The sequence below is a fragment of the Streptomyces sp. NPDC097640 genome (genome assembly GCF_040302705.1).
In the GTDB taxonomy this organism is placed as follows: Bacteria; Actinomycetota; Actinomycetes; order Streptomycetales; family Streptomycetaceae; genus Streptomyces.
Genome location: NZ_JBEOSB010000009.1, coordinates 122,708 through 146,441, shown reverse-complemented (window position 1 = coordinate 146,441; position 23,734 = coordinate 122,708). Strand labels below are relative to the sequence as shown.

23 protein-coding genes and 1 pseudogene are annotated in these 23,734 nt (G+C 70.2%); 4 read left to right on the top strand and 20 right to left on the bottom strand.

Going from position 1 to position 23,734, the window contains the following annotated elements:
- Positions 1-33 precede the first annotated feature (33 nt).
- The 7 genes from ABTY62_RS16365 to ABTY62_RS16335 form a co-directional block, all read right to left on the bottom strand.
- The gene (locus ABTY62_RS16365) at positions 34-2,205 is read right to left on the bottom strand and encodes an AAA family ATPase (protein ID WP_502997470.1); all 2,172 of its coding nucleotides are present in this window, start codon (positions 2,203-2,205) and stop codon (positions 34-36) included.
- Positions 2,202-2,852, bottom strand: coding sequence for a Pvc16 family protein (locus tag ABTY62_RS16360; protein WP_352130074.1), 651 nt, complete (start codon positions 2,850-2,852; stop codon positions 2,202-2,204). Before ABTY62_RS16360 ends, ABTY62_RS16365 begins: the two co-directional genes overlap by 4 nt.
- A complete protein-coding gene (locus ABTY62_RS16355) occupies positions 2,849-3,502 on the bottom strand; it encodes a helix-turn-helix transcriptional regulator (protein WP_352130253.1) in 654 nt (217 codons plus the stop codon). The genes ABTY62_RS16360 and ABTY62_RS16355 overlap by 4 nt, the downstream gene beginning before the upstream one ends.
- On the bottom strand, positions 3,480-4,022 hold the full coding sequence (locus ABTY62_RS16350) for a YybH family protein (protein ID WP_352130073.1): 543 nt from the start codon (positions 4,020-4,022) through the stop codon (positions 3,480-3,482). The genes ABTY62_RS16355 and ABTY62_RS16350 overlap by 23 nt, the downstream gene beginning before the upstream one ends.
- Before the next feature lie 130 nt (positions 4,023-4,152).
- Positions 4,153-4,530, bottom strand: a complete 378-nt coding sequence (locus ABTY62_RS16345; protein WP_352130072.1) for a Dabb family protein — start codon at positions 4,528-4,530, stop codon at positions 4,153-4,155.
- Positions 4,531-4,704: 174 nt separating this feature from the next.
- A complete protein-coding gene (locus tag ABTY62_RS16340; protein ID WP_352130071.1) occupies positions 4,705-7,416 on the bottom strand; it encodes an AAA family ATPase in 2,712 nt (903 codons plus the stop codon).
- A gap of 74 nt (positions 7,417-7,490) precedes the next feature.
- Positions 7,491-8,168 (bottom strand): GOLPH3/VPS74 family protein, encoded by a 678-nt coding sequence (locus tag ABTY62_RS16335; protein WP_352130070.1) that lies wholly within the window; start codon positions 8,166-8,168, stop codon positions 7,491-7,493.
- 118 nt (positions 8,169-8,286) lie between these two features.
- Here ABTY62_RS16335 and ABTY62_RS16330 point away from each other — a divergent pair, with 118 nt between their 5' ends.
- Together ABTY62_RS16330 and ABTY62_RS16325 are read left to right on the top strand one after the other, a co-directional pair.
- Complete coding sequence (locus ABTY62_RS16330; RefSeq protein WP_352130069.1) at positions 8,287-8,787, top strand: hypothetical protein; 501 nt, start codon at positions 8,287-8,289, stop codon at positions 8,785-8,787.
- Entirely contained in the window at positions 8,784-9,161 is a 378-nt protein-coding gene (locus ABTY62_RS16325; protein ID WP_352130068.1) for a transcriptional regulator, read from the top strand. The genes ABTY62_RS16330 and ABTY62_RS16325 overlap by 4 nt, the downstream gene beginning before the upstream one ends.
- Before the next feature lie 102 nt (positions 9,162-9,263).
- Here the strand turns inward: ABTY62_RS16325 and ABTY62_RS16320 are convergent, their stop codons facing one another.
- From ABTY62_RS16320 to ABTY62_RS16300, 6 genes and pseudogenes are all read right to left on the bottom strand, one after another.
- On the bottom strand, positions 9,264-10,097 hold the full coding sequence (locus tag ABTY62_RS16320) for a PIG-L family deacetylase (RefSeq protein WP_352130067.1): 834 nt from the start codon (positions 10,095-10,097) through the stop codon (positions 9,264-9,266).
- A 140-nt stretch (positions 10,098-10,237) separates the two neighbouring features.
- Positions 10,238-11,470, bottom strand: a complete 1,233-nt coding sequence (locus ABTY62_RS16315; RefSeq protein WP_352130252.1) for an ATP-grasp domain-containing protein — start codon at positions 11,468-11,470, stop codon at positions 10,238-10,240.
- 53 nt (positions 11,471-11,523) lie between these two features.
- Positions 11,524-12,783 (bottom strand): MFS transporter, encoded by a 1,260-nt coding sequence (locus tag ABTY62_RS16310; protein WP_352130066.1) that lies wholly within the window; start codon positions 12,781-12,783, stop codon positions 11,524-11,526.
- 25 nt (positions 12,784-12,808) lie between these two features.
- A pseudogene (locus ABTY62_RS47515) lies at positions 12,809-13,012 on the bottom strand (hypothetical protein); the annotation flags it as partial.
- A 279-nt stretch (positions 13,013-13,291) separates the two neighbouring features.
- Positions 13,292-14,290 carry a hypothetical protein gene (locus ABTY62_RS16305; RefSeq protein ID WP_352130065.1) on the bottom strand — a complete coding sequence of 333 codons (999 nt, stop codon included), beginning with the start codon at positions 14,288-14,290 and terminating at the stop codon, positions 13,292-13,294.
- A 67-nt stretch (positions 14,291-14,357) separates the two neighbouring features.
- Complete coding sequence (locus ABTY62_RS16300) at positions 14,358-15,230, bottom strand: polysaccharide deacetylase family protein (protein WP_352130064.1); 873 nt, start codon at positions 15,228-15,230, stop codon at positions 14,358-14,360.
- A 99-nt stretch (positions 15,231-15,329) separates the two neighbouring features.
- On the opposite strand from ABTY62_RS16300, the gene ABTY62_RS16295 reads away from it, so the two are divergent.
- Positions 15,330-16,244 (top strand): LysR family transcriptional regulator, encoded by a 915-nt coding sequence (locus tag ABTY62_RS16295; RefSeq protein WP_352130063.1) that lies wholly within the window; start codon positions 15,330-15,332, stop codon positions 16,242-16,244.
- A 100-nt stretch (positions 16,245-16,344) separates the two neighbouring features.
- Here ABTY62_RS16295 and ABTY62_RS16290 read toward each other — a convergent pair whose 3' ends face one another.
- Positions 16,345-17,295: a Rossmann-fold NAD(P)-binding domain-containing protein gene (locus ABTY62_RS16290; protein WP_352130062.1), complete on the bottom strand. Its 951-nt coding sequence runs from the start codon at positions 17,293-17,295 to the stop codon at positions 16,345-16,347.
- 190 nt (positions 17,296-17,485) lie between these two features.
- Here ABTY62_RS16290 and ABTY62_RS16285 point away from each other — a divergent pair, with 190 nt between their 5' ends.
- Positions 17,486-18,226, top strand: coding sequence for a TetR/AcrR family transcriptional regulator (locus ABTY62_RS16285; RefSeq protein ID WP_352130061.1), 741 nt, complete (start codon positions 17,486-17,488; stop codon positions 18,224-18,226).
- A gap of 89 nt (positions 18,227-18,315) precedes the next feature.
- On the opposite strand, the gene ABTY62_RS16280 is transcribed toward ABTY62_RS16285, so the two are convergent.
- The 6 genes from ABTY62_RS16280 to ABTY62_RS16255 are packed head-to-tail and all read right to left on the bottom strand — an operon-like array spanning position 18,316 to position 23,526.
- Entirely contained in the window at positions 18,316-19,764 is a 1,449-nt protein-coding gene (locus tag ABTY62_RS16280; protein WP_352130060.1) for an aldehyde dehydrogenase, read from the bottom strand.
- Positions 19,764-19,985: a tautomerase family protein gene (locus tag ABTY62_RS16275; RefSeq protein WP_352130059.1), complete on the bottom strand. Its 222-nt coding sequence runs from the start codon at positions 19,983-19,985 to the stop codon at positions 19,764-19,766. Before ABTY62_RS16275 ends, ABTY62_RS16280 begins: the two co-directional genes overlap by 1 nt.
- Position 19,986: 1 nt before the next feature.
- Positions 19,987-20,766: a 2-keto-4-pentenoate hydratase gene (locus ABTY62_RS16270; RefSeq protein WP_352130058.1), complete on the bottom strand. Its 780-nt coding sequence runs from the start codon at positions 20,764-20,766 to the stop codon at positions 19,987-19,989.
- Positions 20,763-21,827, bottom strand: coding sequence for a 4-hydroxy-2-oxovalerate aldolase (gene dmpG, locus ABTY62_RS16265; protein WP_352130057.1), 1,065 nt, complete (start codon positions 21,825-21,827; stop codon positions 20,763-20,765). The genes ABTY62_RS16270 and dmpG overlap by 4 nt, the downstream gene beginning before the upstream one ends.
- On the bottom strand, positions 21,824-22,729 hold the full coding sequence (locus ABTY62_RS16260) for an acetaldehyde dehydrogenase (acetylating) (protein WP_352130056.1): 906 nt from the start codon (positions 22,727-22,729) through the stop codon (positions 21,824-21,826). Before ABTY62_RS16260 ends, dmpG begins: the two co-directional genes overlap by 4 nt.
- The gene (locus tag ABTY62_RS16255) at positions 22,726-23,526 is read right to left on the bottom strand and encodes a 2-keto-4-pentenoate hydratase (protein ID WP_352130055.1); all 801 of its coding nucleotides are present in this window, start codon (positions 23,524-23,526) and stop codon (positions 22,726-22,728) included. The genes ABTY62_RS16260 and ABTY62_RS16255 overlap by 4 nt, the downstream gene beginning before the upstream one ends.
- Positions 23,527-23,734: the final 208 nt, after the last annotated feature.

Sequence of the window (23,734 nt, the reverse complement as noted above, 5' to 3'; positions counted from 1 at the left end):
CCGCCTGAGTCCGCCTGGTGCGGGGGCCGCCGCTCACCAGGACACCTCGTCCAGCACCAGGCGGCCCGCCTTCCGGTACTCCCGCCGGGCACCGGCCAGCAGATCGGCGCCGGTGACCGGCTCGCCGCGGTCGGCCGCCGCGTAGGCGGCGGTCACCACCGCGCTGCGGATGGAGCCGCCCGCCAGCTCGAACTCGCGGGCGCACGGGCCCGGGTCGATGCCCTCCTCGCACGGCACATGGACCAGGATCCGCCGCCACAGGGCCAGCCGCTGCCCGGCGTCGGGGAAGGGGAAGTCCACCACCAGGTCGAGCCGGCGGGTGAAGGCATCGTCGATGTTGGCCCGCAGATTGGTGGTGAGCAGGGCGATGCCGCCGAACGCCTCCAGCCGCTGGAGGAGATACGCGCTCTCCATGTTGGCGTAGCGGTCGTGGGAGTCCTTGACCTCGGAGCGCTTGCCGAAGACCGCGTCGGCCTCGTCGAAGAGGAGCACGGCGTCGGTGCGGTCGGCCTCGGTGAAGATGCGCTCCAGGTTCTTCTCGGTCTCCCCGACGTACTTGTCGACGATCGAGGAGAGCTGCACCACATACAGGTCCAGCCCCAGATCCGCGGCGACCACCTCGGCGGAGAGGGTCTTGCCGGTGCCGGACTCCCCGGCGAACAGTGCCAGGACGCCGTGTCCCCGCCCGCCGCCCGCGCTCAGCCGCCACTCGCCGAGCACCCGGTCGCGGTGGCGGGCGCGCCGGGCCAGCTCGCGGAGCTGGTCGAGCGGCTCGTCGGGCAGCACCAGGTCGTCCCAGCCGACGGCCGGCCGGATCCGGCGGGCGTGTTGCTCCAGCCCGGAGGCGGAGAGCTGACGCGCCGCGCGCTTCAGATGGCCGGCGGCCAGGGGGGTGCCCTCCAGGGCCGCCAGCGCGAGCGCGGACCGCGCGGCCCGGTGGATCCGCTCACCGCCGATACGGTACGGGGCGACGGTCGCCGCCAGATCGAACCCGGGGTCGTCCGCCGGGTCGATGCCGAGCGCGGCCGACCACGCCTCCACCCCGCCCGAGGGCAGCCGTTCGACGTCCAGCACCAGCGGGTCACGGTCGGACCACTGCGGATCGTAGGGGCGCGCTCCGGTGAACAGCACCGGTACGTCGCGTACGGACAGCGCCCGGATCAAGGGTCCCGGCCGTCCCGGCAGTTCGGAGACGACGATCCCGCAGCCGCGCAGCCGCGCCTCGCGCAGCAGTTCCCGCACCGGGCCGTGGAGAGCGGCGCCATGACGCTCAGCGGCGTGGGCGGCATGGTCGCCGTGCCCGGCGCCGCCCTCGACGCCCGGCTCGTGTCCGTCCGTGTGCCCCACGGGGACGGGGGTGTAGTGCAGCGCACCGTATCCGGCGGCCCGCAGGGCGGTGGCCGCGCACAGCAGGCCCTCGCCCTCCCGGTGTTCGCGCAGGTAGACGGTGAGGGGCGCGGCGTCGAGGTGCTCGGCGAGCCGGTGGGCCAGTGGGCCGCCGTCGCCCGCGTCCGCCCCGGCGGGCGAGGTCGGCAGCGGGCGGAGGTGTCCGTCGAGCGCGGCGTCCGGCGCCTCGTCGCCCAGCAGATGGGCGGCCAGCCGGTCCGGAACGCGCAACGAGCGGCTGAGGAAGGGCCGTTCGGGCTCCTCGACCATCAGCAGGCCGAGCGCGGACAGGGGCGCCGTGGGGTGGAACCGGTCACGGGCGGCGGCATGCGTCGCGGGCAGCCCGCAGACGTCGAGCACCAGCCCGGTGGTGGCCCGCCGGCGGCTGACGTCGTCGTTGAGGTAGCCGTACAGCGGCTCGAATCCGCGGTCGAGGTCGGGGGCGAGCGCGATGAGGAGGGCGGCGGTGTCCAGCTCGGTCAGGCCCAGGCGCTGAGCGAGCCGGGGCAGGCGGTCGTCTGCCCGCGGTGGCTCACCGGCCGGCGAGGGCCCGTCGGTGGGCTCCGGGCTCCCGTCGTCCTCCAGGGGCGGCGGGTCGCCGTCGCCGGGCCGTCGCAGATGGTGGCGTATGGCCTCATCGGACAGGTAGAGGCCGCGCAGCGGGTCGGCCGCGGTGGGGTCGCCGGCTCTGCGCCGTTCGACGAGGGCGGTGATCCGCGTCCGCAGCACGGCGAGCCGGGCGACGACCGCGCTCGCCGGGTCGCCGGCGCGGCGGCGGGATGAGGAGACATCGGACGCGGGCGTCGGGCTGTCGGTCACCGGGGGCGTGCTCCCTCGGCCACCCGGGTGAGGTGGCGCGGCTGGTGTGTCCGGCCGTCATCCTCCAGAGGGCCGTCCAGTTCGCGGACGCGTACCAGAGCGCCTTCGGTGACGGGCGGTCCGGCGTCGTAGTCGGGGTAGGGCGGGAACGGCACGGTGATCACGAGGTCGATCGACGGTTTGAGCATGCCGCCGAGCGCGGACCAGATCTCGGCCAGCGAACGGGACTCGGCCTGCACCCCGGCGACCGTGAGCGGCACGCTCAGGCCGAGCCCGGCGAGGGGTTCCGGAAGGCTGCTCGGCGGCAGCACCTCCTGGGGCATCAGGGTGGCCAGCGCGGCCGACAGCAGCCTGTGCTCGTCCTCGGGCCGTTTGGCCCAGGCGGTGAGCAGGTACGACAGCCGGAACCAGCGCGGGGGGCGGCGCCGGCTCACGGTGATGCCCCGCTCGTCGCGGACGGGGGCCATGCCGCGTTCGCGACGCTTGACGTCCTCGCGTATGTCGTACAGGTAGCAGTCCAGTACCGGCGCATTGCGCCGGGCGGCCCATTCGCCGGTCGGGGCGTCGAAGACGATGTCGATGTCGCTTCCGGTCAGTGCGCCGCCTTGAAGCAGTTTCCGCAGCAGCCCGTCGACTTCGTGAATCACGAGATGTACCCCTCACGCAGTGCGTACGCCACGGCATGGGCGCGATTGCGCAGATTCAGCCGTGTGGTGAGTCCTTGCATGATGTTCTTGATGGTTCGTTCCGAATAGGAGAGCTTCTCGGCGATCTCATTGGTGTCCATTCCTTCCGAGACCAGCCGCAGGACGTTGATCTCGCGCGGGGTGAGATGACTGGTCTGGGCCGCGGGGTTGGCCACCGCTCCCGGACGTAACATGCTGACCTGGTTCATCAGCCGGCCGAGCAGATCGGAGGGCAGGTCGCCGTCGCCGTGGAAGGCCGCGGTCACCGCCCGCAGCAGTCGGCTACTGGTGGCCTCGTGCCGCCAGACGATGGCGCCGACACCGCTTTCGATGACGTCCAGCAACTCGGCCTCACGGATCAGGCTGATCACCAGGACGGAGCGCAGGCCCTCGCTGCGAACGAGTCTACGTAATCGGGACAGCAATGCCTGGTCGAGCGATTCGGCGAGGAGCAGGGCCACGCCGTCGTCATGGGGGGTGGCCTCGTCGACGAGGTCGACCTCCGGGTGCCGCCGGAGCTGGCTGATCGCGCCTTCCCGCAGGATCGGATCCGGCGCGTGGACCACCACGGGAATCCTTTTCTGCCGTTCAGCCGGCTCGGCACGAATCATTCTCGCCAATTCCCCGTTTTCCACCGTACCGACCAGGGAAATGCTTTGGTGCAGCATGTGAACTCTCCTTCGCGGAACCGTTTACGGGCTCCCCCGCGGGCAGAACCTTGGTCGAGTTGTGTTCGCGGACGATCCGCCAGCCGTCCGGCGTTCGACGCCAGACCAGCGAGGTCGTGGTACGAATGTCCGTGGTGACGTCGGGCATGGTGATCCGCGCTACGAATGTCAGGGTGGACGCGGCCAGATCGTGGTCGGCGATGACGTGCGGGCCGTCGTCGACGGCATGGTGCGCGGAAATCATCGTGTGAAAGTTGGGCTCCCAAATCGAGCCGTATCCGGCGGCTGTCGTCGCCACGCGCTGCTCGGGGTCGAAGTCGTCGTAGAGCCGGACGTCCGGAGAGCTGAAGTCGTAGAACTCGCCGAAGGTGCGCCGAAAGTCGAACGGCGCGTCCCCCTCATTGCGCTCCCAACCGAAAACCCAGCGGCTGTGCAGGTCCGCGATCAATTGTTCATCGTTCATAACTCGACGCTAAGGCCGTGGGCGAGATTCAGGCAGGGTCCGTCGCACCCCCCATCCGTAGGGACAGCCGTGACATCCGACAACACCTGCGGCTGGGGGTGCCTGCGGGCCGAAAGGCGGGTCCCGGGGACTAGGGCAGCTTGCTCACCAGCGCGGCCAGCTCGGGGTCGTTTGCGTACCGTCGCCGGTGCAGTTCGGCGATCTTCGCGCCCATCTGCGGGTCGTCATCGTCGGTGATGTCGTACGAGTGATACTTCTCGACCAAGGGCATACCGACCCGGTCGGTGTGCGCGTGCGCCGGATGCGTCAGATACTCCCAGTAGCTGTCGAGGTCCTCGATGACGAACACGGCGCCACAGTCGAAATCGCTTCCGAAGTCGCGGCCGACGACGAACGACTTCACGGCCGGGATGACCCGGCCCTGGTTGCGCATGCTCTCCAGCGCCTCCTCGATCTGCTCCTGCGTCACGCCCGCCTTGGCCTTCAGCCGGATGCTGTGGTAGATCATCGTGCTCCCCTTCACAGGTGGTGAATTCGTAGGCGGCGAAACGTATGCCGCCGACACGGTGCAGAGCAGGAGCGCCGCACCTGAGCCGACTATGAACTGGCCTGGTGTCTCGTCACATCGGCACAAGTTGCCTATTCGACGGCGACGGCGCGTAGGCACCTGCGCGATCCCCTCTCACCGGCTGTCGAGCCTGTCCTTGATGACGAGGTCGGGGTGATCCTTGAGCTGCCTGCGTGAGTTGATGCCGAGCTTGCGGAAGATGTTGCGCAGGTGAGCGTCAACGGTGCGTTTGCTGATGTAGAGCTGGACGGCGACCTCGTTCGAGGTGGCGCCCGAGGCCACCAGGCGGGCGACGGCGACCTCCTGCATGGTCAGCTTCTCGTACGTCTGCCCGGACCGGGCCTGGACCTTCTCGCCGGTGGCGCGCAGCTCGCCGGCGGCCCGCCGGGCAAAGGCATCCGCCCCGGCCCTGGACAGCAGTTCGTGGGCGGTGCGCAGGTGCTCGCGGCAGTCACGCCGACGGCCTTCGCGCCGCAGCCATTCGCCGTACAAGAGGTGCGCCCGGGCCAGGTAGGAAAGCAGTGGGCCCTCGGTGAGCAGGTCGATGGCTTCCCGGTAGTGATCCTCGATGCCGGTCACAAGTCCTCGTGCGTAGGCCGCGATTCCCCGGCCGGCGACGGTTCCGCCGGCCTGTGTGCGCTCGGTGAGGGAGTCCGCTGCCCGCGCCGCGGTGAGGTGGTCGCCGCAACGGACCGCGGCTTCGACCAGTTCCGGCAGGGCCGCTCCGGTGAGGAACAGATCACCGTGCTCGGTGGCCTTGCGAGCCGCGGCCAGCGCGGCCGGATAGTCGGCCAGCCCGTTGTTGAGCATGGCTGTTGTCCAGTGCAGGTTCGTGACCTGTCCCGGACCTCCGGCGGCCGGTGCCGCGGTGGCTGCCTCGCGCAGGTGGAGAACCTCGTCGCGGCGGCCGCGCAGCGCGGCGAGATGCAGCCGGTGATGGAGCAGCGGGGGTGCGCCGGTCGCGTCGGCGATCGCCGCCTCCTCCGCGGTGGCCGCGATCGCCTGCCCGATGTCACCGATCAGGGTGGCGTCGACCGCCTTCTGCGCGAGGCCGAGCCTGAGCAGCAGCGGCGAGCCCGAAGCGCGGCCCGCCTTCACCAGCCATGCGGCGATGGCGGCATGGGTGTCCGGGTCCCACAGCTCGATTGCGATCATCGTGGCGAGCGCGGGACGCCGCGTCCAGAACGCGTCGCCGATGTCGTAGAGGGCGTGGCGAAGCAGCGGAACCGCGGCTTCGTACCCGTCGGTGGCGAGCACGATCAAGGCGTCAAGGGCGTCCGGCGAGCCCGGGGGCGGCGCCGTGGACCGGGCGGCGGTGAGCACCCGGTCGATGACGACACCGCCGCGGCCGACGGACAGGCTCATCTCGACGGCGTCGAGGAAACAGTCACGTGCCCGGTCCGGATCCAGGCTCGCCAGCCGCCCAGCGGCGCGCACCATCAGCATCGGTCCGGAGCCGTCGCCGTGCCGGGTGAAGGCGATGCGGCCCTGGAGCAGGCCGACGTCCGCCTGCTGGAACTCGTCCAGCGTGGTGGTCTCCAGGGTCGCGAGCAGGTTGGCCGCCCTGCCGGGCGCCCCCGCGTCGAAGCCGGCCTGGGCGGCGTGCAGAGTTCGTTCGATCCGGCGTGCGGGGTCCAGCGACAGCGCCACCGAGCGCTCGAGGAAGGCTGCCGCGGCTGCCACGCCCCCGCGCGCCTGGGCACGCGTCGCGCACCGCTCCAACTCGTCGGCGACGTCGTCGTCGGGGCCAGGGCTGGCTTGGGCGCGGTGCCAGGCCCGGCGGTCCGGCGCCATGACCGGGTCGGTGACGGCCGCCAGAGCGGCGTGCACCGCGCGGCGTTGGCCGGCGTCGGCGGCTCGGTAGACCGCCGAACGTGCCAACGGGTGGCAGAAACGGATGCGGGTACCGAACTCGACCAGTCCCGTCGCGTCCGCCTCCGCGCTGGCCGGTGTCACATCGAGGTTCAGTTGACGCGCGGCCGGCCAGAGCAGGCCGGGGTCGCCGGTCGGGTCGGCGCTCGCCACGGTCAGCAGAAGCCCGGCCTCGGCGGACAGACCGGCCAGCCTGGCTCGGAAGCCGTACTCGATCCGGGTCGGCACCGAGGACATGTCAGGCGGGACGAAGCCACCGGCGCGGTCCAGCTCCAGCAGCGCCAGCGGGTTCCCCTGGGCCTCGGCGACGAGCCGCTCCCGGACCTGGTCGTCGAGGGGGAACGGGCTTCGCTTCGCCAGCAGAACCTTGGCGTCCTCGTCGCTCAGACCGCGGACGGCCAGCTTCGGCAGCTCGCCGAGTCCGGTCGCCGTGTCCGTTGACCGCGCCGCGAAGATCATCGCCACCGGGTCGGCGGCGACCCGGCGAGCAAGGAAGACCATCGCCCTCGCGGACGCGCTGTCAACCCACTGCGCGTCATCGATCAAGCACAGCAGGGGCCGCTCCCGGGCCGCTGCCGTTACCAGTCCCAGGGCCGCCAGACCGATGCGGAACGGGTCGGGTGTGCCCTCGGCCAACCCGAAGGCCACCTGAAGGGCGTCACGATGCCGGCCGGGCAGCTCGGTGAGGTGCTTCAGCATCGGCACACACAGTTGGTGCAGCGCGGAGTACGGCAGTTCCTGCTCGAACTCCGACCCGGACGTCCGGACCGCCCGGAACCCGGGCGCCGCGTTGTGGGCGTGGTCCAGCAGGGCACTCTTGCCGATGCCCGCCTCGCCCTCCAGCACCAGCGCGCCGCCCTGTCCCGTAAGCGCGGCGCGGGTCAGCTCGTCGACGCGTTGCTGTAACTCGTGTCTGCCGACGAGCGGATCGGTCGGGAGCGAAGGAGTCCGCATAACGCGAACGGTAAGTGATCGCCGCTTACTGGGCACAGGTTCCCTCAGGAGTGCAACCAACGTCTCAGGCGCGCTCAGTTGGTGACGGCGGTCGCGGTCACCACGGCTCCCGCGGTGGTCGCCGCGAGGGTCCGTATCACTGCGGTGTTCACCGCTTCGGCGCCCCAGCTGGCCTGTTCCAGCCGCTTCGCGCGCTTGTGGACCGCGCCCGACCAGGGGATGACGCGATGCAGGCTCGGCAGCGTGCCGCTCGCGGAGAGCAGTCCGATCACCGCCGCCGTACGGGTATCGGGCTCCGCGCCGTCCACCAGCGCCGCGCGTACGCGCTCGACGAGGGCCTCCTTGTGCCGGGTGTCCGCGGCCCGCGTGGCCGTCGTCCGGAACACGCGCAGCGTCCTCTTGCTCTCCCGGCGCAGTAAACCCCGCTCGACGAGCCGGTCCAGCACGGTCTCGCGAAGCCCGGTGCCGATCTGGATGAGGAGGGTCTGTACGCCCCGTGCTCGCTCGGCGACCTTCTCGTCGGCGGCCCGGAGCAGGGGATCGGGCAACGGCCAACCGGCAACGGCGTGCACCCTCAGCCCGTTCAGCCCCTTGTCCTGCTCGTCGACCCTGACGCGGCCGGCCTGGGCGAGCTCGACCAGCACCGCGCCGCCCAGGGTGTAGTACAGGGTGCCGGCCCCCGCGATCGCCCCCGACGAGTCGTCGAACATCAGCAGCATCAGGTCTTCGACGATGAGCAGGTCCTTCTGCATGAGCCCTCTTCCCGTTTCCACCGGTGCCGGCACCGACCGACCACCGACTTGCCTGTCAGGAAAGCCAAGGATGACTTTCCTCCTAGGAAAGTAAAGTGAGGGCAGGAGGGCACGGGCCATGAGCACGCCGGTAGACGCCGAACAGGCATGGAGCGATCTACAGCGCATCCGAGTGCCGCAGGAGCGGGTGTACGACGAGGTCGAGCGGTCCGCCGCGGGCGGCTCGGGCACCACCTGGGCCATGGCCGCGCTCATGTGGCTCTTCCTGGCCGGTCTGGGCCTGGACCTGCCCGGGTGGGGCGTGTGGCTGGTCCTCGCCGCGTACATCGCGCTGACGAGCGTGCTGGCCCTGCTCCACAACCGCCGCAGCCGGGTGCGCCTGCACCACACCCGGTGCACCCGGCGGATGTTGGGCACCTTCGTCGCGGGGGCGGTGGTGACCGGCGGGACGGCCCTGCTGTCCGGCCGTCTGGTCGATTCGCTGGAGCAGATGTCCGCCAGTCTGATCCAGGCCACCATCTCGGCGGCGGTGTTCGTGCTGTTCGTCGCGCCGACGAACCGCCGGGCGGCCGAGTCGGCGCGGAGCCGCGCCGCACGGCCGGCAGGCGCGGGCCGATGAGCGTTCCCGCCGGCTTCGACGAGCTGATCCATCCCGCCACCCGGCTGTCGGTGGTCGCGCTGCTCGCCGCGACGGAATGGGCGGACTTCGCGTTCGTCCGCGACAGCCTCTCGCTCAGCGTCTCCGCGCTCTCCAAGCAGCTGCACACCCTGGAGGAGGCCGGATATCTGGAGCTCCACAAGGTGGGCGGCGGCCGCAAGCGGCGCACCAGGGTACGGCTGACGGGCCGCGGCCGCACCGCCTTCGAGGGGCACGTCGCGGCGCTCCGGGCGATCGTCGAGGGCGCCCCCCGGCCGCGACCGAAACACCACCACAACAGCGACACCAGTCGGGCGCGGGACGATGACGCCGAAGCACACTCCCGCGGTGCCTAACGTTCCCGCTCAACGGCCCTGCCCGGGTGAGCGGGGGGGACCGGCGTCCTCTCACCGCCACGCGACCGGGCAGGGCCACTGATGATCAAGGGGGCGGGCGGATCAGCGCAGCCCGGCGAAGAGGTCGTTCTCGGGCACGACCGCGCCGGTGATGCCCCGGACACGTACGAAGGTCTCGACGCCCATCAACTCGGTGAACCTCTCCTGGCCCATCGCGAGGAAGAAGATGTTCGCGCCCTGGCTGGCATGCGCGGCCAGCGCATCGAACTTCTGCCCGGCGAACGCCGTGGTGTCCACCCAGGTGGTGATCTCCTCGTCGGGGAGCCCGATCTCGGCCATCGCGGCGGCCTCATCGGGATCCTGCTCCTGCCAGTCCGGCACGAACTCGCTCATGACCTCCCCGAACCGCTGCATCATCGAGCGGGGCGCCGTCGTCCAGTACACCTTTGGTGTCAGCCCGGTCATCGCCAGCGCCGCCATCGTGATGCGGTTGGCCTGGATGTGGTCGGGGTGGCCATAGAAGCCGTTCTCGTCGTAGGTGACGACCACATCGGGCTGGTAGCGCCGCAGAAGTTCCGCGAGTCGGGCAGCGCTCTCCACCACGGGTGTCTGCCAGAAGGAGCCTGGGGCGTCATTGGTCGGCCAGCCCATCATCCCGGAGTCGGCGTAGTCCAGCATCTCCAGATGACTGACCTTCAGGACTTCGCAGCTCGCCTCGAGCTCCTGACGCCGCATCAGGGCGACAGCCGCCGGATCGTGTCCGGGATCGCCCGGCTTGACACCCCCCGGTCCGTCACCGCAACCGCCGTCGGTACACGTCACGAGGACCGTGCGCATGCCCTCCGCCGCGTACCGCGCGAGGACACCTCCTGTTCCGGTGGCCTCATCGTCGGGGTGGGCGTGTACCGCCATGAGCGTCAAGGGCAAGTCATTCATGAAGCAGTCCTCCTGTGTGAAACGACCTGGGTACGGTCTCCCTTCAATATCGGCTATCGGATGACCGGGCGTACCGCGAACCCGAGGGCGAAGGCGTGCGCGTGCGGGTGCGGGGCGTGGAAGCCGGGCCCACGCGGGGCTCACCTGGTGTAGATGCCTTGGTGCTCCCAGGCGCGCAGGGTCTCGTAGTCGTGCATCAGTTCCGTGAGGTCGGAGGCGGCGAAGTAGGCGTAGCCCGGAGAGGTCAGAAGGTCGGTGGTCGGCTCCAGGAGCGTGCCCGGGTCGGCGGCCGGGGTGGCGAACACGACACTCGGCAGTTCCGAGATCTTGGTGAGGGCCTCGGCGCTGACGCGTCCTCGGTGGTGGTTGATGAATTCCACGCAGCGAAGCCACCGGCCGCCGGAGACGTCGGCGGCACCGTGGCTGCCCAGCGACCGCGGATCGGTCACGGCGGCGACTGCCAGGGATGTCTGGGACAGGCCCAGATAGGTGTCCACCACATCGGGTGCGGTGGCTCCGCCCAGGCGGGCGCCCGTCTCGATCAGTACGGGGCCCTCGGAGGTGAGCATGACCTCGGTGTGCGCCGGTGTTTCGGCGATGCCGAGAGCGTCCAGCACCTCCCCTACGAAGGCCGTCAGCACCTGTCCTTCGGCACTGGCAGGGGCGACGGGCTCCTCGAAGTCGTAGATGGGCGTGGCCGCGGGGCCGACCCGCTTGGTGTAGCGCCAGATCTCCGCCGTGTGATGGATACCGGCCACCGACACCGTGTTGATGTAGTACTCGGTGCCGTGCACGCGCTGTTGGACGAGCACGGCGCGGTTGGGCTCGCCGAAGGCGTTGGGCGCGCTGAGCACGGCGTGGCCGGCTCGGGCGACTTCCTCCGGCGAACCGCAGAACGTGACCCCGTCGGTGCCGGCGCTGGCGAGGGGCTTGACGACGGCTTCGGCCAGCCCGGATGCGGCGAACCAGTCTGCTGCGGCACGGGCGGATCGCACCACGGTGCTGTGCGGAGTCGCCAGGCCCGCGGCACGGACGGCCTCGGCCATGAGGGCCTTGTCCCGACGTGCGTGCAGCAGTTCGGGCACGTTCGTCGGCAGGCCCAGCGCGTGCGAGAGCGTCTCCGCCAGGAGGACACCGGACTCCGTGCCGGCCAGAACGCGGGAGACGCGATGGCGCCGGAGCTGCTCCGCCACACCCGTCACGTCCTCGGTGAAGCCCAGGTCGAGCACGTAGTCCTGCGGGCGGAACGCCCGGAGGAAGAAGGGCTGGACGTCCGCGCGGCTTTGCACGTGGACGCACGCGACGCCCGCTCCGGCAAGACGCCGGGCCAGGGCGGCCCCGGTCGAGTACCCGTCGACGATCGCGATCTTCATGTGGTTGTTCCTCTCACAGCGGGGAAGCGGCGCGGCATCGCGACACCGCGTGGTCAGTGCTGGGCCGGGACGGGCTCGGCGGCGGGGCGGGGCGGGGCTGACGTGCGCAGGGAGCGGGACAGCGGCACGCACGCGAGGGCGGCGAGAGCCGCACTGGCTGCCAGCAGGCCCGCGACCAGGGGGCGGCCACCGGTGTTGAGGGCGAAGGCGATGCCGAGCGGGGTGAGCGAGGCAATGGCGCCGACTCCGCTCAGTGCCGCCTGATAGCGGCCGATCGCGCCGGGCGGGGCGGCCGTCGCGAGGTAGGCACCGATCGCGACGCAGTAGCAGACCTCGCCGGGCACCATGGCCACGGCCGCCGTGGAGTAGCCGAGCGTGGTGTGCTGAAGGGCCGCCAGCCCCATGGCGGCACCCAGGATAAGGCTCCCCGCCGCGAGCACCGGGGCGACGGAGTAGCGGACGCGGTCGTCCCGGCCGACCAGAAAACGGGTCAGAGGCGGGCTGAGCACCAGGACGGCGACGGTGTTGGCGATCATGGCGGTGCCGTACGCGGACGGGGGAAGGCCGTCCGCGTTCATCACCAGGGGGAGCACGCTGACCAGGCCGTAGGCACACACCATCGCGCCGATCGCGGCGGCGACCATCCACCGCAGGGGGGTGTCGGCCAGCATCTGCGCGTAAAAGCGGTGTTCTCGTCCGGCCCGGGCCGGGGACGGCCGGCCGGACAGCACTCGGCGTGCGAGCACGGCTGCCGCCACGCAGGCGACACCGTTGGCGACGAACAGCGCCCGGTAACCGTGCTGGTGGGCGAAGTAGCCGCCCACACCACCACAGAGGGAGACACCCACGTTCGATACCCAGTACAACCAGCCCTGGGCGCGGGTGCGAGCGCCCTCGCTCATCACCCGGTCGTTGATCTCCGCGGACAGGGCGGGCCGCGATACGTCCATGGTGCATCCGAGGCAGAACGCGAGCAGCAGCAGCGACCGCAACGTGTCGGCGGCGGCGAGGCCGACGCAGACAACGGCGGCCAGCAGCAGGCCGATCGAACACGCCGTCCGCGCTCCCAGCCGGTCGGTCACCACACCGCTGGCCAGTTGCCCGACGCACCAGCCGACGCCGAACACCGTCAGTGCGGCACCGGCCGCCGTCGTCCCGTGGGCGTCGCCGATGTAGTAACCCAGGAAGTCGTAGGCGAACCCGCATGCCTTGATGAGGAGGGTGGTGCCCAGGAGCGTGGTGATGACAGTGCGGGCGGACGGTGCGGAGGGACGGACACGTATGAGCGCGGGGTGCGAGGCGGGGACCGTCATGTCGAAATGCCTGCCTGGTGATGGTGGTGTATTGCCTGGTGAGGTTGGGGACGCGGCTGACGGGTCGTTGGCCCTTCAGCGCGGTGTGTCCATGATGGTGATCGTATGTATGCAGATGGCCGACAAGCCGCTGCATTCCCACGCCCAGTCGTCCCGGGCACGAACAATCCGCCCAGCCGGGAAAGGTGTCGCGGCGTTCCTGCTCCGAGTGGCTGGGGCGGGCGTGGGCTTGTGAGTGACAGACGCTGTGTCACCCGAGGTGACCTGCGGGTTCGGATTCACCAGAGCGCGCATGCGTCTGATCTGTCTACTCGGGTGTCAGACCACCCGATGGCTCGCGCTGCCGGCCCGGTCGAGCGCGGCGATAGACATGGAGAGCTTGGCGCTACGACACCAACTTGCCGTCGTACAGCGCATCCCACTGCGGGATGGACCTGGCACAAGGAGTCAGGCCGGCACAGCCGTGCCGCCACCGCGACGTCCTGGCCGCCGAACGCAAGGAACACACTTAAATTTCTCGGCCGTCCTCGACCACCTCCACCCGCGGTGTTCGCAGGATTCTCGGGTCGACGCGCAGCGCGCGGCGGTCCGTGTTCCGCATCGCGATGAGGTCCTCGTCCCACCGCGCGTCGCGCAGCTCGGTGTCGGTGAGCAGCAGGTCCGGGTCGTCTCGCCCGGTGGCGGCCAGATGGCCGACGAAGCCGAGCGGCAGCCGCTCGACGCGCCACCCCGGCCAGGCGGCGGCCGTGCGTGCGGTGAGTCGGGGAGGCACAGGCTCTGTGGTCCAGTAGCGCAGTCGGCGCGCGGGAAGGTCGACGACCACGCCGGCGTTGACGGTCCCCTCCATCGGCATGGGGTACGGGGCGTGGGCAGGCAGTGTCTCGGTGAGGGACTCGCCGTGCCGGGCCAGCCACGGCACGACCTCGCGGATGGCCAGCTGATGGTCCAGCACCGTGTGATCGGCCCTGATGAGGCTCACCACCGCTTCGGCGGGCGCGAGGAGGTCGGCGATGATCTCGCTGTGGAGCACCGAGATCCGCCATTCGCCGGGGTCCCAGCCGATGAACCAGTCCTGCCGTGAGGTCAGCGGCACCGCGTCGGGCAGTGCCGGGTCCGTCTCGACCTCGGTGAAGACCGGCCCGGCCGCCGCCACCATGTCGGCGAGGTCATCACGTCCGCCCCAGGCGTACGCCACATCCCAACCATCCCAGTCCGGCGCCGTCGCCCGTTGCCGCGCGTGGCAGTCGAGGTAGTGGACGTCCGGCGGGTCACATCTGTAGTAGCGGTATCGGCGGGCGACCAGGTCGAGGGCGACGCCTCGGCAGAAGGCGCCGCCCAGAAGACCGCGGGCACGGCCGTCGCCCACGCGGGTGCCGCGGCGAAGCACCGCCTCGACGAGGCGCACGCGGTCGGTCGCGTCGGTGAGGTCCCACATCCCCCACTTCTCCCCCATGACCCAGCTCGTGCCGTCCTCGGCCCGCAGGGCATACGCAGTCCAGCACCCCATGCCGGCACGATAGGGGAATGGGCAGGCTGTGCACCGGTCCACCGCGATCTCTGCGGGCGGGAGGACTTCAGGTTCGCGGCTGGACCGTGTGCCGGTAGTGCTCCGCGATCTCGTCGCTGGTGGTCAGCCAGACGTCGGGCTGTGTCGCGAGGTAGGCCAAGGCCTGGTTCAGATACGTGGCGCGGAAGGCCTGGCCGATCACGAACGGATGCAGTGCCAGGGCCATCACCCGTCCGCTGTGCTCGGAGTCGGCGTGCAGTTGTTCGTACTGGTCCTTGACGATCTGGACGAACTCGGCTCCGGTGGTGCCCTTGGAGAACAGGCCCAGGTCGTTGAGTTCGACCGTGTAGGGGACGCTGAGCATCCCGGGCACGTTCAACGGGTAGGGCTGGTCGTCGTTGGTCCAGTCCAGTACGTAGCTCAGGCCGAGCTCGGCGAGCAGGGCCGGGGTGTGGAACGTCTCGGTCAGTCCAGGCCCCATCCAGCCGTGCGGGCGCTGACCGGTGGCGGCGGCGATGGTGTCGACAACGTCGGTGAGGTGCTTGAGCTCCTCGTCGCGGGTCATGCCCGCCTGGAGGATCGAGTTGGTCCGCCCGTGCGCGAGCCAGGCCCAGTTACGTTCCAGGCCCGCCTTGATGATCTGCGGGTTGTGGTGGGCGACGTCGGAGTTCAGCAATGCGCTTGCCCTGATGCCGTGCCGGTCCAGGATCTCCATGACGCGCCAGATACCGACGCGAGGCCCGTAGTCGCGCCAGCCGTAGTTGAGCGCGTCCGGGACCAGGTCGGAGGTGCCCGGCCAGATGCTGGTGGACGGGCGGTCAATCAGGAAGTGCTCGATGTTGAGCCCGATGTAGACGGCGACCCTGGCGCCGCCGGGCCAGGTGAACGGTGGGCGTTCGGTGATCGGGCTGTAGTCGAAGAGCTCGTTGGCAGGTCCCATGGCCTCAAGGCTCCAATGGCCGTCAGGGCCGAACAAGACCGATGTGTTCTACGATCGGTGCGCAGAACTCATCAATGAGCGAGCTGTCCCGGGAAGGCGATGGAGCGGCACGAGATCGAGGCGTTTCTGGTCCTGGCCGAGGAGTTGCACTTCCGTCGTACCGGCGAGCGGCTCGGGCTGGCCCATGGCAGGGTCAGTCAAACGATCAGGAGGCTGGAGCATCGCCTCGGTGTAACCCTGTTTGAACGCACCAGCCGCCATGTCGCGCTGACCCCAGCCGGGCGGCAGTTCCGCGACGACCTGGCCCCGGCGTACCGCCGGATCCAGGAGGCGGTGGCGCGGGCCGTCGCGAGTGGCAAGGGTGTCACCGGAACCCTGCGGGTCGGCTTCTCCTCGCAGTGGGCTGCCGACCTGCTCATCAAGGCCACTGACGTGTTCCGGGCACGGTATCCCGACTGCGCGGTACAGATTCAGGAGGTACAGCTCAGCGACCCGTTCGGCCCGCTGCGTGCGAACGCGTTCGATCCGCAACTCACCGAGTTCCCCGTTGCCGAGCCGGATCTGGTCGCCGGACCGGTGCTGTTCTCCGAACCGCGCGCACTCATCATGCCCGCACAGCATCCGTTCGCCCGGCGCGAGTCGGTCGGCCTCGAAGACCTGGCGCGCACTCCGCTGGTGAGCGTGTCGGGCGATATCCCGCAGTACTGGATCGACTACCACTACCCCCGCCAGACACCCGGGGGACGGCCCATCGCTCACGGCGCCACCGCCGTCTACTGGATGGAGGAGCTCTCGCTTGTCGCGGCCGGCCGTGGAGTATCGCCCACCGCACTGCGCGCCGCGCAGTACCACTCGCGGCCCGGCATCGTCTTCGTACCGTTCCGTGACGCGCCACCCATCGAGTACGGCCTGGTCTGGCCGCGCAACGGTGTCACAGCGCGGGTCCGCTCCTTCATCGAAACCGTCTCCGAGGTCGCGTCCGGATCAGACGACGGCTCGGGGCCCGCGGCATGACGGGGACCCTTCATGAGGAACGGCGCCGATACCGTCCTGGCAAGCTCCGTGCTGCCTTCAAAACCCGGGCTCTGGCTCAACTTGCGAACGCGCGTATGTGTCAGTCCAGGGCCCGCCGCAGGAGCGCTTCCGACGCGGACATGTAGCGGTCGACGTAGCCCTCGTCGAGCCCCTTGGTCGGAAGGATCGGTTGGGCCTTGTTGTTGAACATGAGACCTGTTCGACCTTCAAGAGCATCGGTGAACAGGAGCGGCACGATCCGCTCCGCATAGGTCTCCGGCGACGGTCCCAGCAGACCCACCAGCCCCTCGGCCACACGGTGAGCGACGCTGCCCTCGCCCAGGTAGTTCGACCGGATACCGGTCTTGATGAAGCCGGGGTTCAGACCGAAGTACGCCGGGCCGGGCAGCCTGTCGGGGCCGGCAAGCACGAGCATCTCGTTGCCTGCGACGGTGTTCGCATGGGCCGCGAAGGACTTGTAGCTCTTCTCCGAGTTCGGGTCGTCGGGGTCGCCGATGTTGCCAGTACCGGGAGCGCCCATCACGAACACGCGCGGCTGCGGAGCGCCGTCGGGGCGCGCGGTTCCAAGCCTGGAGCTCAGCCCCTGGAGCATCGCCAGACGGCTCAGGTAGCTGATCGCCATATCCCGCTCGACGCCTTCGGCGGTTTCCTCCCGGGTCTTGGCCGCCATGATCCCGAGGGAGAAATAGGCGACGTCATAGGACTCCGCCGGGAGTTCGTTCCCCAGCCGGACCGCCTCGCGCATCGACGACAGGTCGGCCTGCACGAAGGTCAGCCGGCCCGCCGGCTGATCCCGGAACGTACGGCCGACCACGGTGACCTCGGCGCCCCGCTCCAGTGCTTGCTGGGCGACCGCCCGGCCAAGTCCGTTCGTTCCGCCGATGACGAGGAGGTGCTTGGACGACAGGTCGAGCCGCTCGATCGGGGTGGCCGGAATGACCAGGCTGCGGTCCACGACTCCGTTCAGCCGCTGCTTGGGCTTCTTGGGAGCCGCCGGATCGCTCGCGGCGGCGTTCGTCGGTGCGTTCACAAGGGGGTCCATTCTGTGCGTCTGACCTGTGCGTCTGGTCTGTGCGTGCGCCCGGGCTACTGCCGGACACAGCCGAGGGCTGCGACCCGTGCGGCCGGTCAGGACGCGCCGGGGAGCCTCGATGTCACTGTCGACGATAGCAGAAGCGGACTTTACCCCGCTTAGCAATCGGTGCCGTACGCTGCACCGCGTGGACAGAGTCATGGTTCCCCTCGGCAAGCCGCGCGCGGAGCGGGCCGACGCGGCACGCAATCGCCTGCGGCTGCTCAGCACGGCCCGCGAGATGATCACCGAGTCCGGAGTGGACAAGGTGACCATGGACGCACTGGCCGAGCGGTCCGGCCTGGGCAAGGGAACCGTGTTCCGACGGTTCGGCACCCGCGCGGGAATCTTCCACGCGGTCCTGGACGACGACGAGCGCGCCTTCCAGGAAAGCGTGCTGTCCGGCCCGCCACCACTGGGCCCCGGAGCCGAACCGGTCGAGCGGCTGATCACCTACGGTCGCGCCCGGATCACCTTCCTGATGGCCCACCTCGCGATCGCGCGGGCCGCGCTCGACCGCAACCAACCCGTCCCGGCCGGGGAAGCGAGCATCTCCCAGGTCCACATCCACATGCTCCTGCGGCAGGCGCGGCCGGACATCAGGGACCTCGACACCCTGGCCGTCCAGCTCGCCGCCGCTCTCGAAGCCCCGATCCTGCTCTATCTGGCCAAGCCGGAGGATGCCGACTCCGGCCGCCACGTCGACCGGCTGGCCGGCAGCTGGGAGGCACTCGTCGAACACGTCTGCCGGACCGGCACCCCCCGTCGACCGAGCGGGCCCGACAAGCGTAACATTGGCCGACCAATGATTGGCGCGAATGAGGGCATGGCGGAAGATCACCACCGCCATGCCCCGTTTCGCGCGGTACCAGGAGAAGACCGACCGTGAGTTGCCGGTCATCCGGCTGACGCCCCGGTCGCACTGCCGGACCGAACCCTGGCGGTGGGCCCCGCGTCGGACGGGGCTCGCCGCCCTCCTCAACGACCGTCCACGGTGGCGTTGATCTGCATCACCACCGCCTTGGGCTCGGTGAAGAACTCGCGGCTGAAGTTGCCCCCTTCCCGGCCGATTCCCGAGTCGCCGACACCGCCGAAAGGCGCTCGCAGGTCCCGTACGAAGAAGCAGTTGACCCAGACCGTGCCCGCACGGAGCGCCGCCGCGACCCGGTGTGCGCGGTGCAGATTCTCGGTGAAGAGCATCGCGTTGAGGCCGTAGGGCGTGTCGTTGGCCAGTTCGATCGCCTCGGCCTCGGTGGCGAACGGGATCACGACAACGACTGGGCCGAAGATTTCCTCGCGCGCGTGCCGGGCCTTGTGGCCCATGCCGGTGATCACCGTGGGTCGGATCGTCCAGCCGCTGCCGTGACCGCCGGTACGCAGCGTGCCGCCGTGGTCCGTGATGGTGTCCACGTAGCCGGCGACCTTGGCGTGATGCTCCTCGGAGGCGAGGGGTCCGATCTGCGTGGACTCCTCCTTCGGGTCACCGATGACCATCGCGTCCGCGGCCGCGACGAAGCGGGTCAGGAACTCGTCGTACACCTCCTGCTGGACGAACAGCCGGGAACCTGCCAGGCACACCTGGCCCGAGTTGGTGAACACCGCGCGGATCGACCACTCGACGGCGCCCGCCAGGTCCGCGTCGGCGAAGACCACGTTGGCGCCCTTGCCGCCGAGTTCGAGGCTGACCGGCGTGAGGTTGCGGGCCCCGGCAGCGGCGATGACGCGACCGGTGCCCGACTCTCCGGTGAAGGTGATGCGGTCCACGGCCGGGTTCTCGGTGAGTGCCTGACCCGCCGAGTCGGGGCCGTAGCCGTGGACGACGTTGAACACGCCGGGAGGCATGCCCGCTTCCATGGCCAGTCGTGCCATCAGCGTGGCCGAGACCGGGGTGTCCTCGGCCGGCTTCAGCACGACCGTGTTGCCCCACGCGAGGGCCGGCGCGACCTTCCAGGACTCCAGCATCATCGGGAAGTTCCATGGCGCGATTGCCGCGACGATCCCGGCCGGGTCGAATCGGGTGTAGGCGTGGTGCCCCGTGTCCATCGGGTAGGCCTCGGCCGCAGACAGCCTTGCATGGTCGGCAAAGAATCGAAAGTTCGATGCGGTGCGGGGTACGTCGGTGCCGCGGGACTGAGTGATCGGCTTGCCCATGTCCTGGGTGTCCGCCCTACCGAGCTCGTCGGCGTGGGCCTCGATCAGGTCCGCCAGGCGGTGCAGGACACGGCCTCGCTCGGCCGCGCCCATCCGCGGCCAGGGCCCGGTGTCGAAGGCGCGGCGGGCGGCCGTCACCGCGCGGTCGGCGTCGGCCCCGTCGCCGAGCGCCACCTCCGCCCAGGGGCGGCGGGTGTAGGGATCGATCGAGGCGAAGGTGGCGCCCGAGAGCGAGGGCACCTCCTCGCCGTCGATCACATGGCCGTAGAACTCCATCAGTTGGCCCCTCCCCCGGCCTCGGCTGCCGCCGCCTCCCGCTCGGCGATGGTGACATCACCGGCCGCCCAGTGGGTCTTCGGCAGTTCCCGGACGGCGACGCGCACGCTCTGCTGCGGCACGCCGAGCGACTTGACGACGGCACCCGTGACCTCGTGGATCAGTGAGCGAAGCTCCTCCGGGGTACGGCCGTTGACCAGCGTGACTTCGATGAGCGGCATGTCAGCCTCCTGTCAGGTGAAGCGAACCGAGGTGGGTGAAGTGCACCGCGACGGTGGTGCCGGACGGTACGGGTACGGCGTCGGTCATGCCGCCGGTGAGGACGATCCAGCCGGGCTCGATCGCATGGCCTCGGCGGCCGAGTTCATTGGCGGCGAAGGCCAGGGCCTCGGCCGGGTGGCCCTGGACGGCCGCGCCGGTGGCGCTGTCGGCGATCTGGCCGTCCACCTCCACGAGGCAGGCCTCCATTGCGAGGTCCAGCTTCTCGGGCGGCAGACCGACGGGGCCGGTGAGGAAGCGGCCGGAGGAGGCGTTGTCCGCGACGGTGTCGGGCAGCTTGAACCGGAAGTCGAGGTAGCGGCTGTCGATGACCTCGATGCCACCGTGCACCGACCCGACCGCGGCCAGCGCGGTGGCGGCGGTGACACCGGGGCCGGCCAGCCGGTCCTTCATCACGAAGACGATCTCCGGTTCGGCGCGCGGGTGGATCAACTGGCCCTGAGGGACCGGCTCTCCGGTGGGCAGCACCATCGCGTCGGTCAGCCAGGCCGTCAGCGGGACGGAGATGCCCATCCGTTCCTGCTTGGCCCGCGAGGTCAGGCCGAGTTTGACACCCACGATGTTCTCGCCCCGGCTGAGCCTGCGTCGCAGGGTCTCGTCCTGCACGGTGTAGGCGGTGTCCAGGTCGAGGTCGGGCCAGTCGTCGGTGATCGGGCCACGGCCGGTGCGGGTGTCCTCCGCCGCCAGCAGGGCGGTCGCGGCACGGTCGGGATCCCAGGTCATCGCTCCGCCCCCGCCTTCTCGCGCTCCTCGGCGAGCCGCAGGGCGATGTCGATGATCATGTCCTCCTGGCCGCCGACGTAGCCGGCCTCGCCGACCTTTTCGAGGATCTCGTGGGCGGGTACGCCGTAGCGTTCCGCGGCCCGCTCGGCGTGCAGCAGAAAGCTGGAGTAGACGCCCGCGTAGCCCTGCACGATCGAGGAGCGGTCCATCCACGGCAGTCGGGGGATGAACGGCTTGACCACGTCCTGGGCGGCGGCGAGGGCCAGGTCGACGTCGACGCCGGTCGGGATGCCCATCCGCTCGAAGGTGGCCGCCAGTACCTCGGTCGGCGAGTTGCCCGCGCCCGCGCCGAGCGCGCACAGGGCCCCGTCGAGCTGCTGGGCCCCGCCCTGGTAGGCGAGGACGGAGTTGGCGACGCCCAGGGAGAGGTTCTGGTGGCCGTGGAAGCCGACCTGGGCCTCGTGCCCGATCTCGTCGACCAGGGCTTGGACCCGGGCCTGGGCATCGGTCAGGACCAGAGCGCCGGCCGAGTCGACGACGTACACGCACTGGGCTCCGGCATCGACCATGATCCGTGCCTGCTCGGCGAGTTCGCCGGGGCCGATGCGGTGCGAGAGCATCAGGAAGCCGACCGTCTCCATGCCCAGCTTGCGCGCGGCGGTGAAGTGCTGGACCGACGTGTCCGCTTCGGTGCAGTGGGTGGCGATGCGTGCCACGCTCGCGCCGACGGAGTGGGCCCGCTTCAGTTCGGTGACCGTGCCGACGCCGGGCAGCATCAGGACCGCGATCTTCGCGCGGGTGGCCTCGTCGACGGCCGCGCCGATCAGCTCGATCTCATCGACCTTGGAGAAGCCGTAGTTGAAACTGGAGCCGCCGAGGCCGTCGCCGTGGGCCACCTCGATGACCTCGACACCGGCCTTGTCCAGGGCGTGTACGACACCGCGCACCTGTCCCTCGGTGAACTGGTGCCGCATGGCGTGCGAGCCGTCCCGCAGGGTGGAGTCGGTGATCCGCAACTTACGCGGCTGCTGGGCGTTCTCGCGGGGCGTTTCGGGGGTCATGAGGTCACCGCCGTCGTCTTCGCGCCCGCCAGCAGCTCACCGACGCGAGCGGCCGCGGCCGTCATGATGTCCAGGTTTCCTGCCCAGGGCGGCAGGTAGTCGCCCCGGCCGCGCACCTCCAGGAAAACGGCCACCCTGGCCTGGTCCTTCCACTCGGGGCGCGGGTCGTCGAACTGCGGATCGGCGCGCAGCGTGTAGCCGGGCACGTACTCGGCCACCTCGCCGACCATGCGGACGATCGACTCGCTGATCGCGTCGCGGTCGGCGTCCTCGGGAATCGCGCAGAAGACCGTGTCGCGCATGATCATCGGCGGTTCGACCGGGTTCATGATGATGATGGCCTTGCCCTTCCGGGCGCCGCCGACCTGCTCGATCGCCTGAGAGGTGGTCTCGGTGAACTCGTCGATGTTCGCGCGGGTGCCGGGTCCGGCCGAGCGGGAGGCGATCGACGCGACGATCTCCGCGTACTCCACCGGAACCACACGGGAGACCGCGCGCACGATGGGGATGGTGGCCTGGCCGCCGCAGGTGATCATGTTGATGTTCGGGGCGTCCAGGTGCTCGAGCAGGTTCACGGGCGGGCAGACCAGCGGGCCCAGAGCGGCGGGTGTCAGGTCGATCGCCTGGATGCCCGCCTCGGCGTAGCGGGGCGCGTTGGCGATGTGCGCCTTGGCGGACGTGGCCTCGAAGACCAGGTCCGGCCGTTGGTCCCGGGACAGCAGCCAGTCCACTCCCCCCGCGGACGTCTCCACACCGAGCTCGGCAGCTCGGGCCAGCCCGTCCGAGGCGGGGTCCACGCCGACCATGTACCGTACGTCGACCGTCTCGCTGTGCAGGAGTTTGGAGAGCAGGTCGGTGCCGATGTTGCCGGGGCCGACGATGGCCGCGGTCGCCTTGCTCATGAGGTCTCCTCGGTGAAACGTGCCGTGACGCTGCCGAGTCCGGCGTAGGCCGCGGTGACGGTGTCGCCGGCGGCGACCGGCACGGAGGCGGTGATGGAGCCGGGCAGCACGACGTGCCCGGCCTCCAGGACCACCCCGCGCGCGCCGACGGTGTTGGCCAGCCACGCCAGTGAGGTCAGCGGCGAGCCGAGCACGGCGCCGCTCGCGCCCGTGCCGACGAGTTCGCCGTTGCGGTGCAGCGTGCAGCCGGCGAGGCGGAGATCGACGTCGGCGAGCGGAACCGGGGTGCTGCCGAGGACGACCCCGCCGGACGAGGCGTTGTCCGCGATGGTGTCGATGATGCCGATGCGCCAGTCGCGGATGCGCGAGTCGATCAGTTCCAGGGCCGGGAGTACGAAGTCCACGGCCGCGGCGGCCTCCGCGACCGTGACCCCGGGTCCGGCCAGGGGGCGTTTGAGTACGAAGGCAATCTCCGGCTCGACCCGAGGTTGCAGAAACCGGGAGGCGGGCACGGCGGCGTTCTCCAGCCAGAACATGTCGTCCAGGAGGTGACCGTAGTCGGGCTGGTCCACACCCATCTGGCGTTGCATGGCGGGGGACGACAGCCCGACCTTGTGGCCCTTGATCCGCGCCCCGTCGGCCACCCGGCGGCGGATCTGCGACAGCTGGATCTCGTAGGCGTCGGCGAGGGTGAGGTCCTGGTACTTGGCCGACCCCGCCAGTGGTTCGATCGGAACCCGGGTGTCGTAGGCGGCCAGGAGGAGGTCCGCTGCCTCGGCCCGTGTCACGGCGGTCATGCCGGCGCCCCCTCGTCCTGCTCCGCCGGGCGTGCGATCAAGTCCGTCATGGCGATCTCCGATCGGGTCGGTCGAGTGCCCGCCGTACGTCGTCCAGGCAGGCGGTCCACGACCAAACTGTGTGCACTTTCGAGGATCGAAGTCAACCCTTGGTCGACCTATTGACTGGCGCAGAAACTGTATGCAGTGTGGTCAGCATCAGCCATCC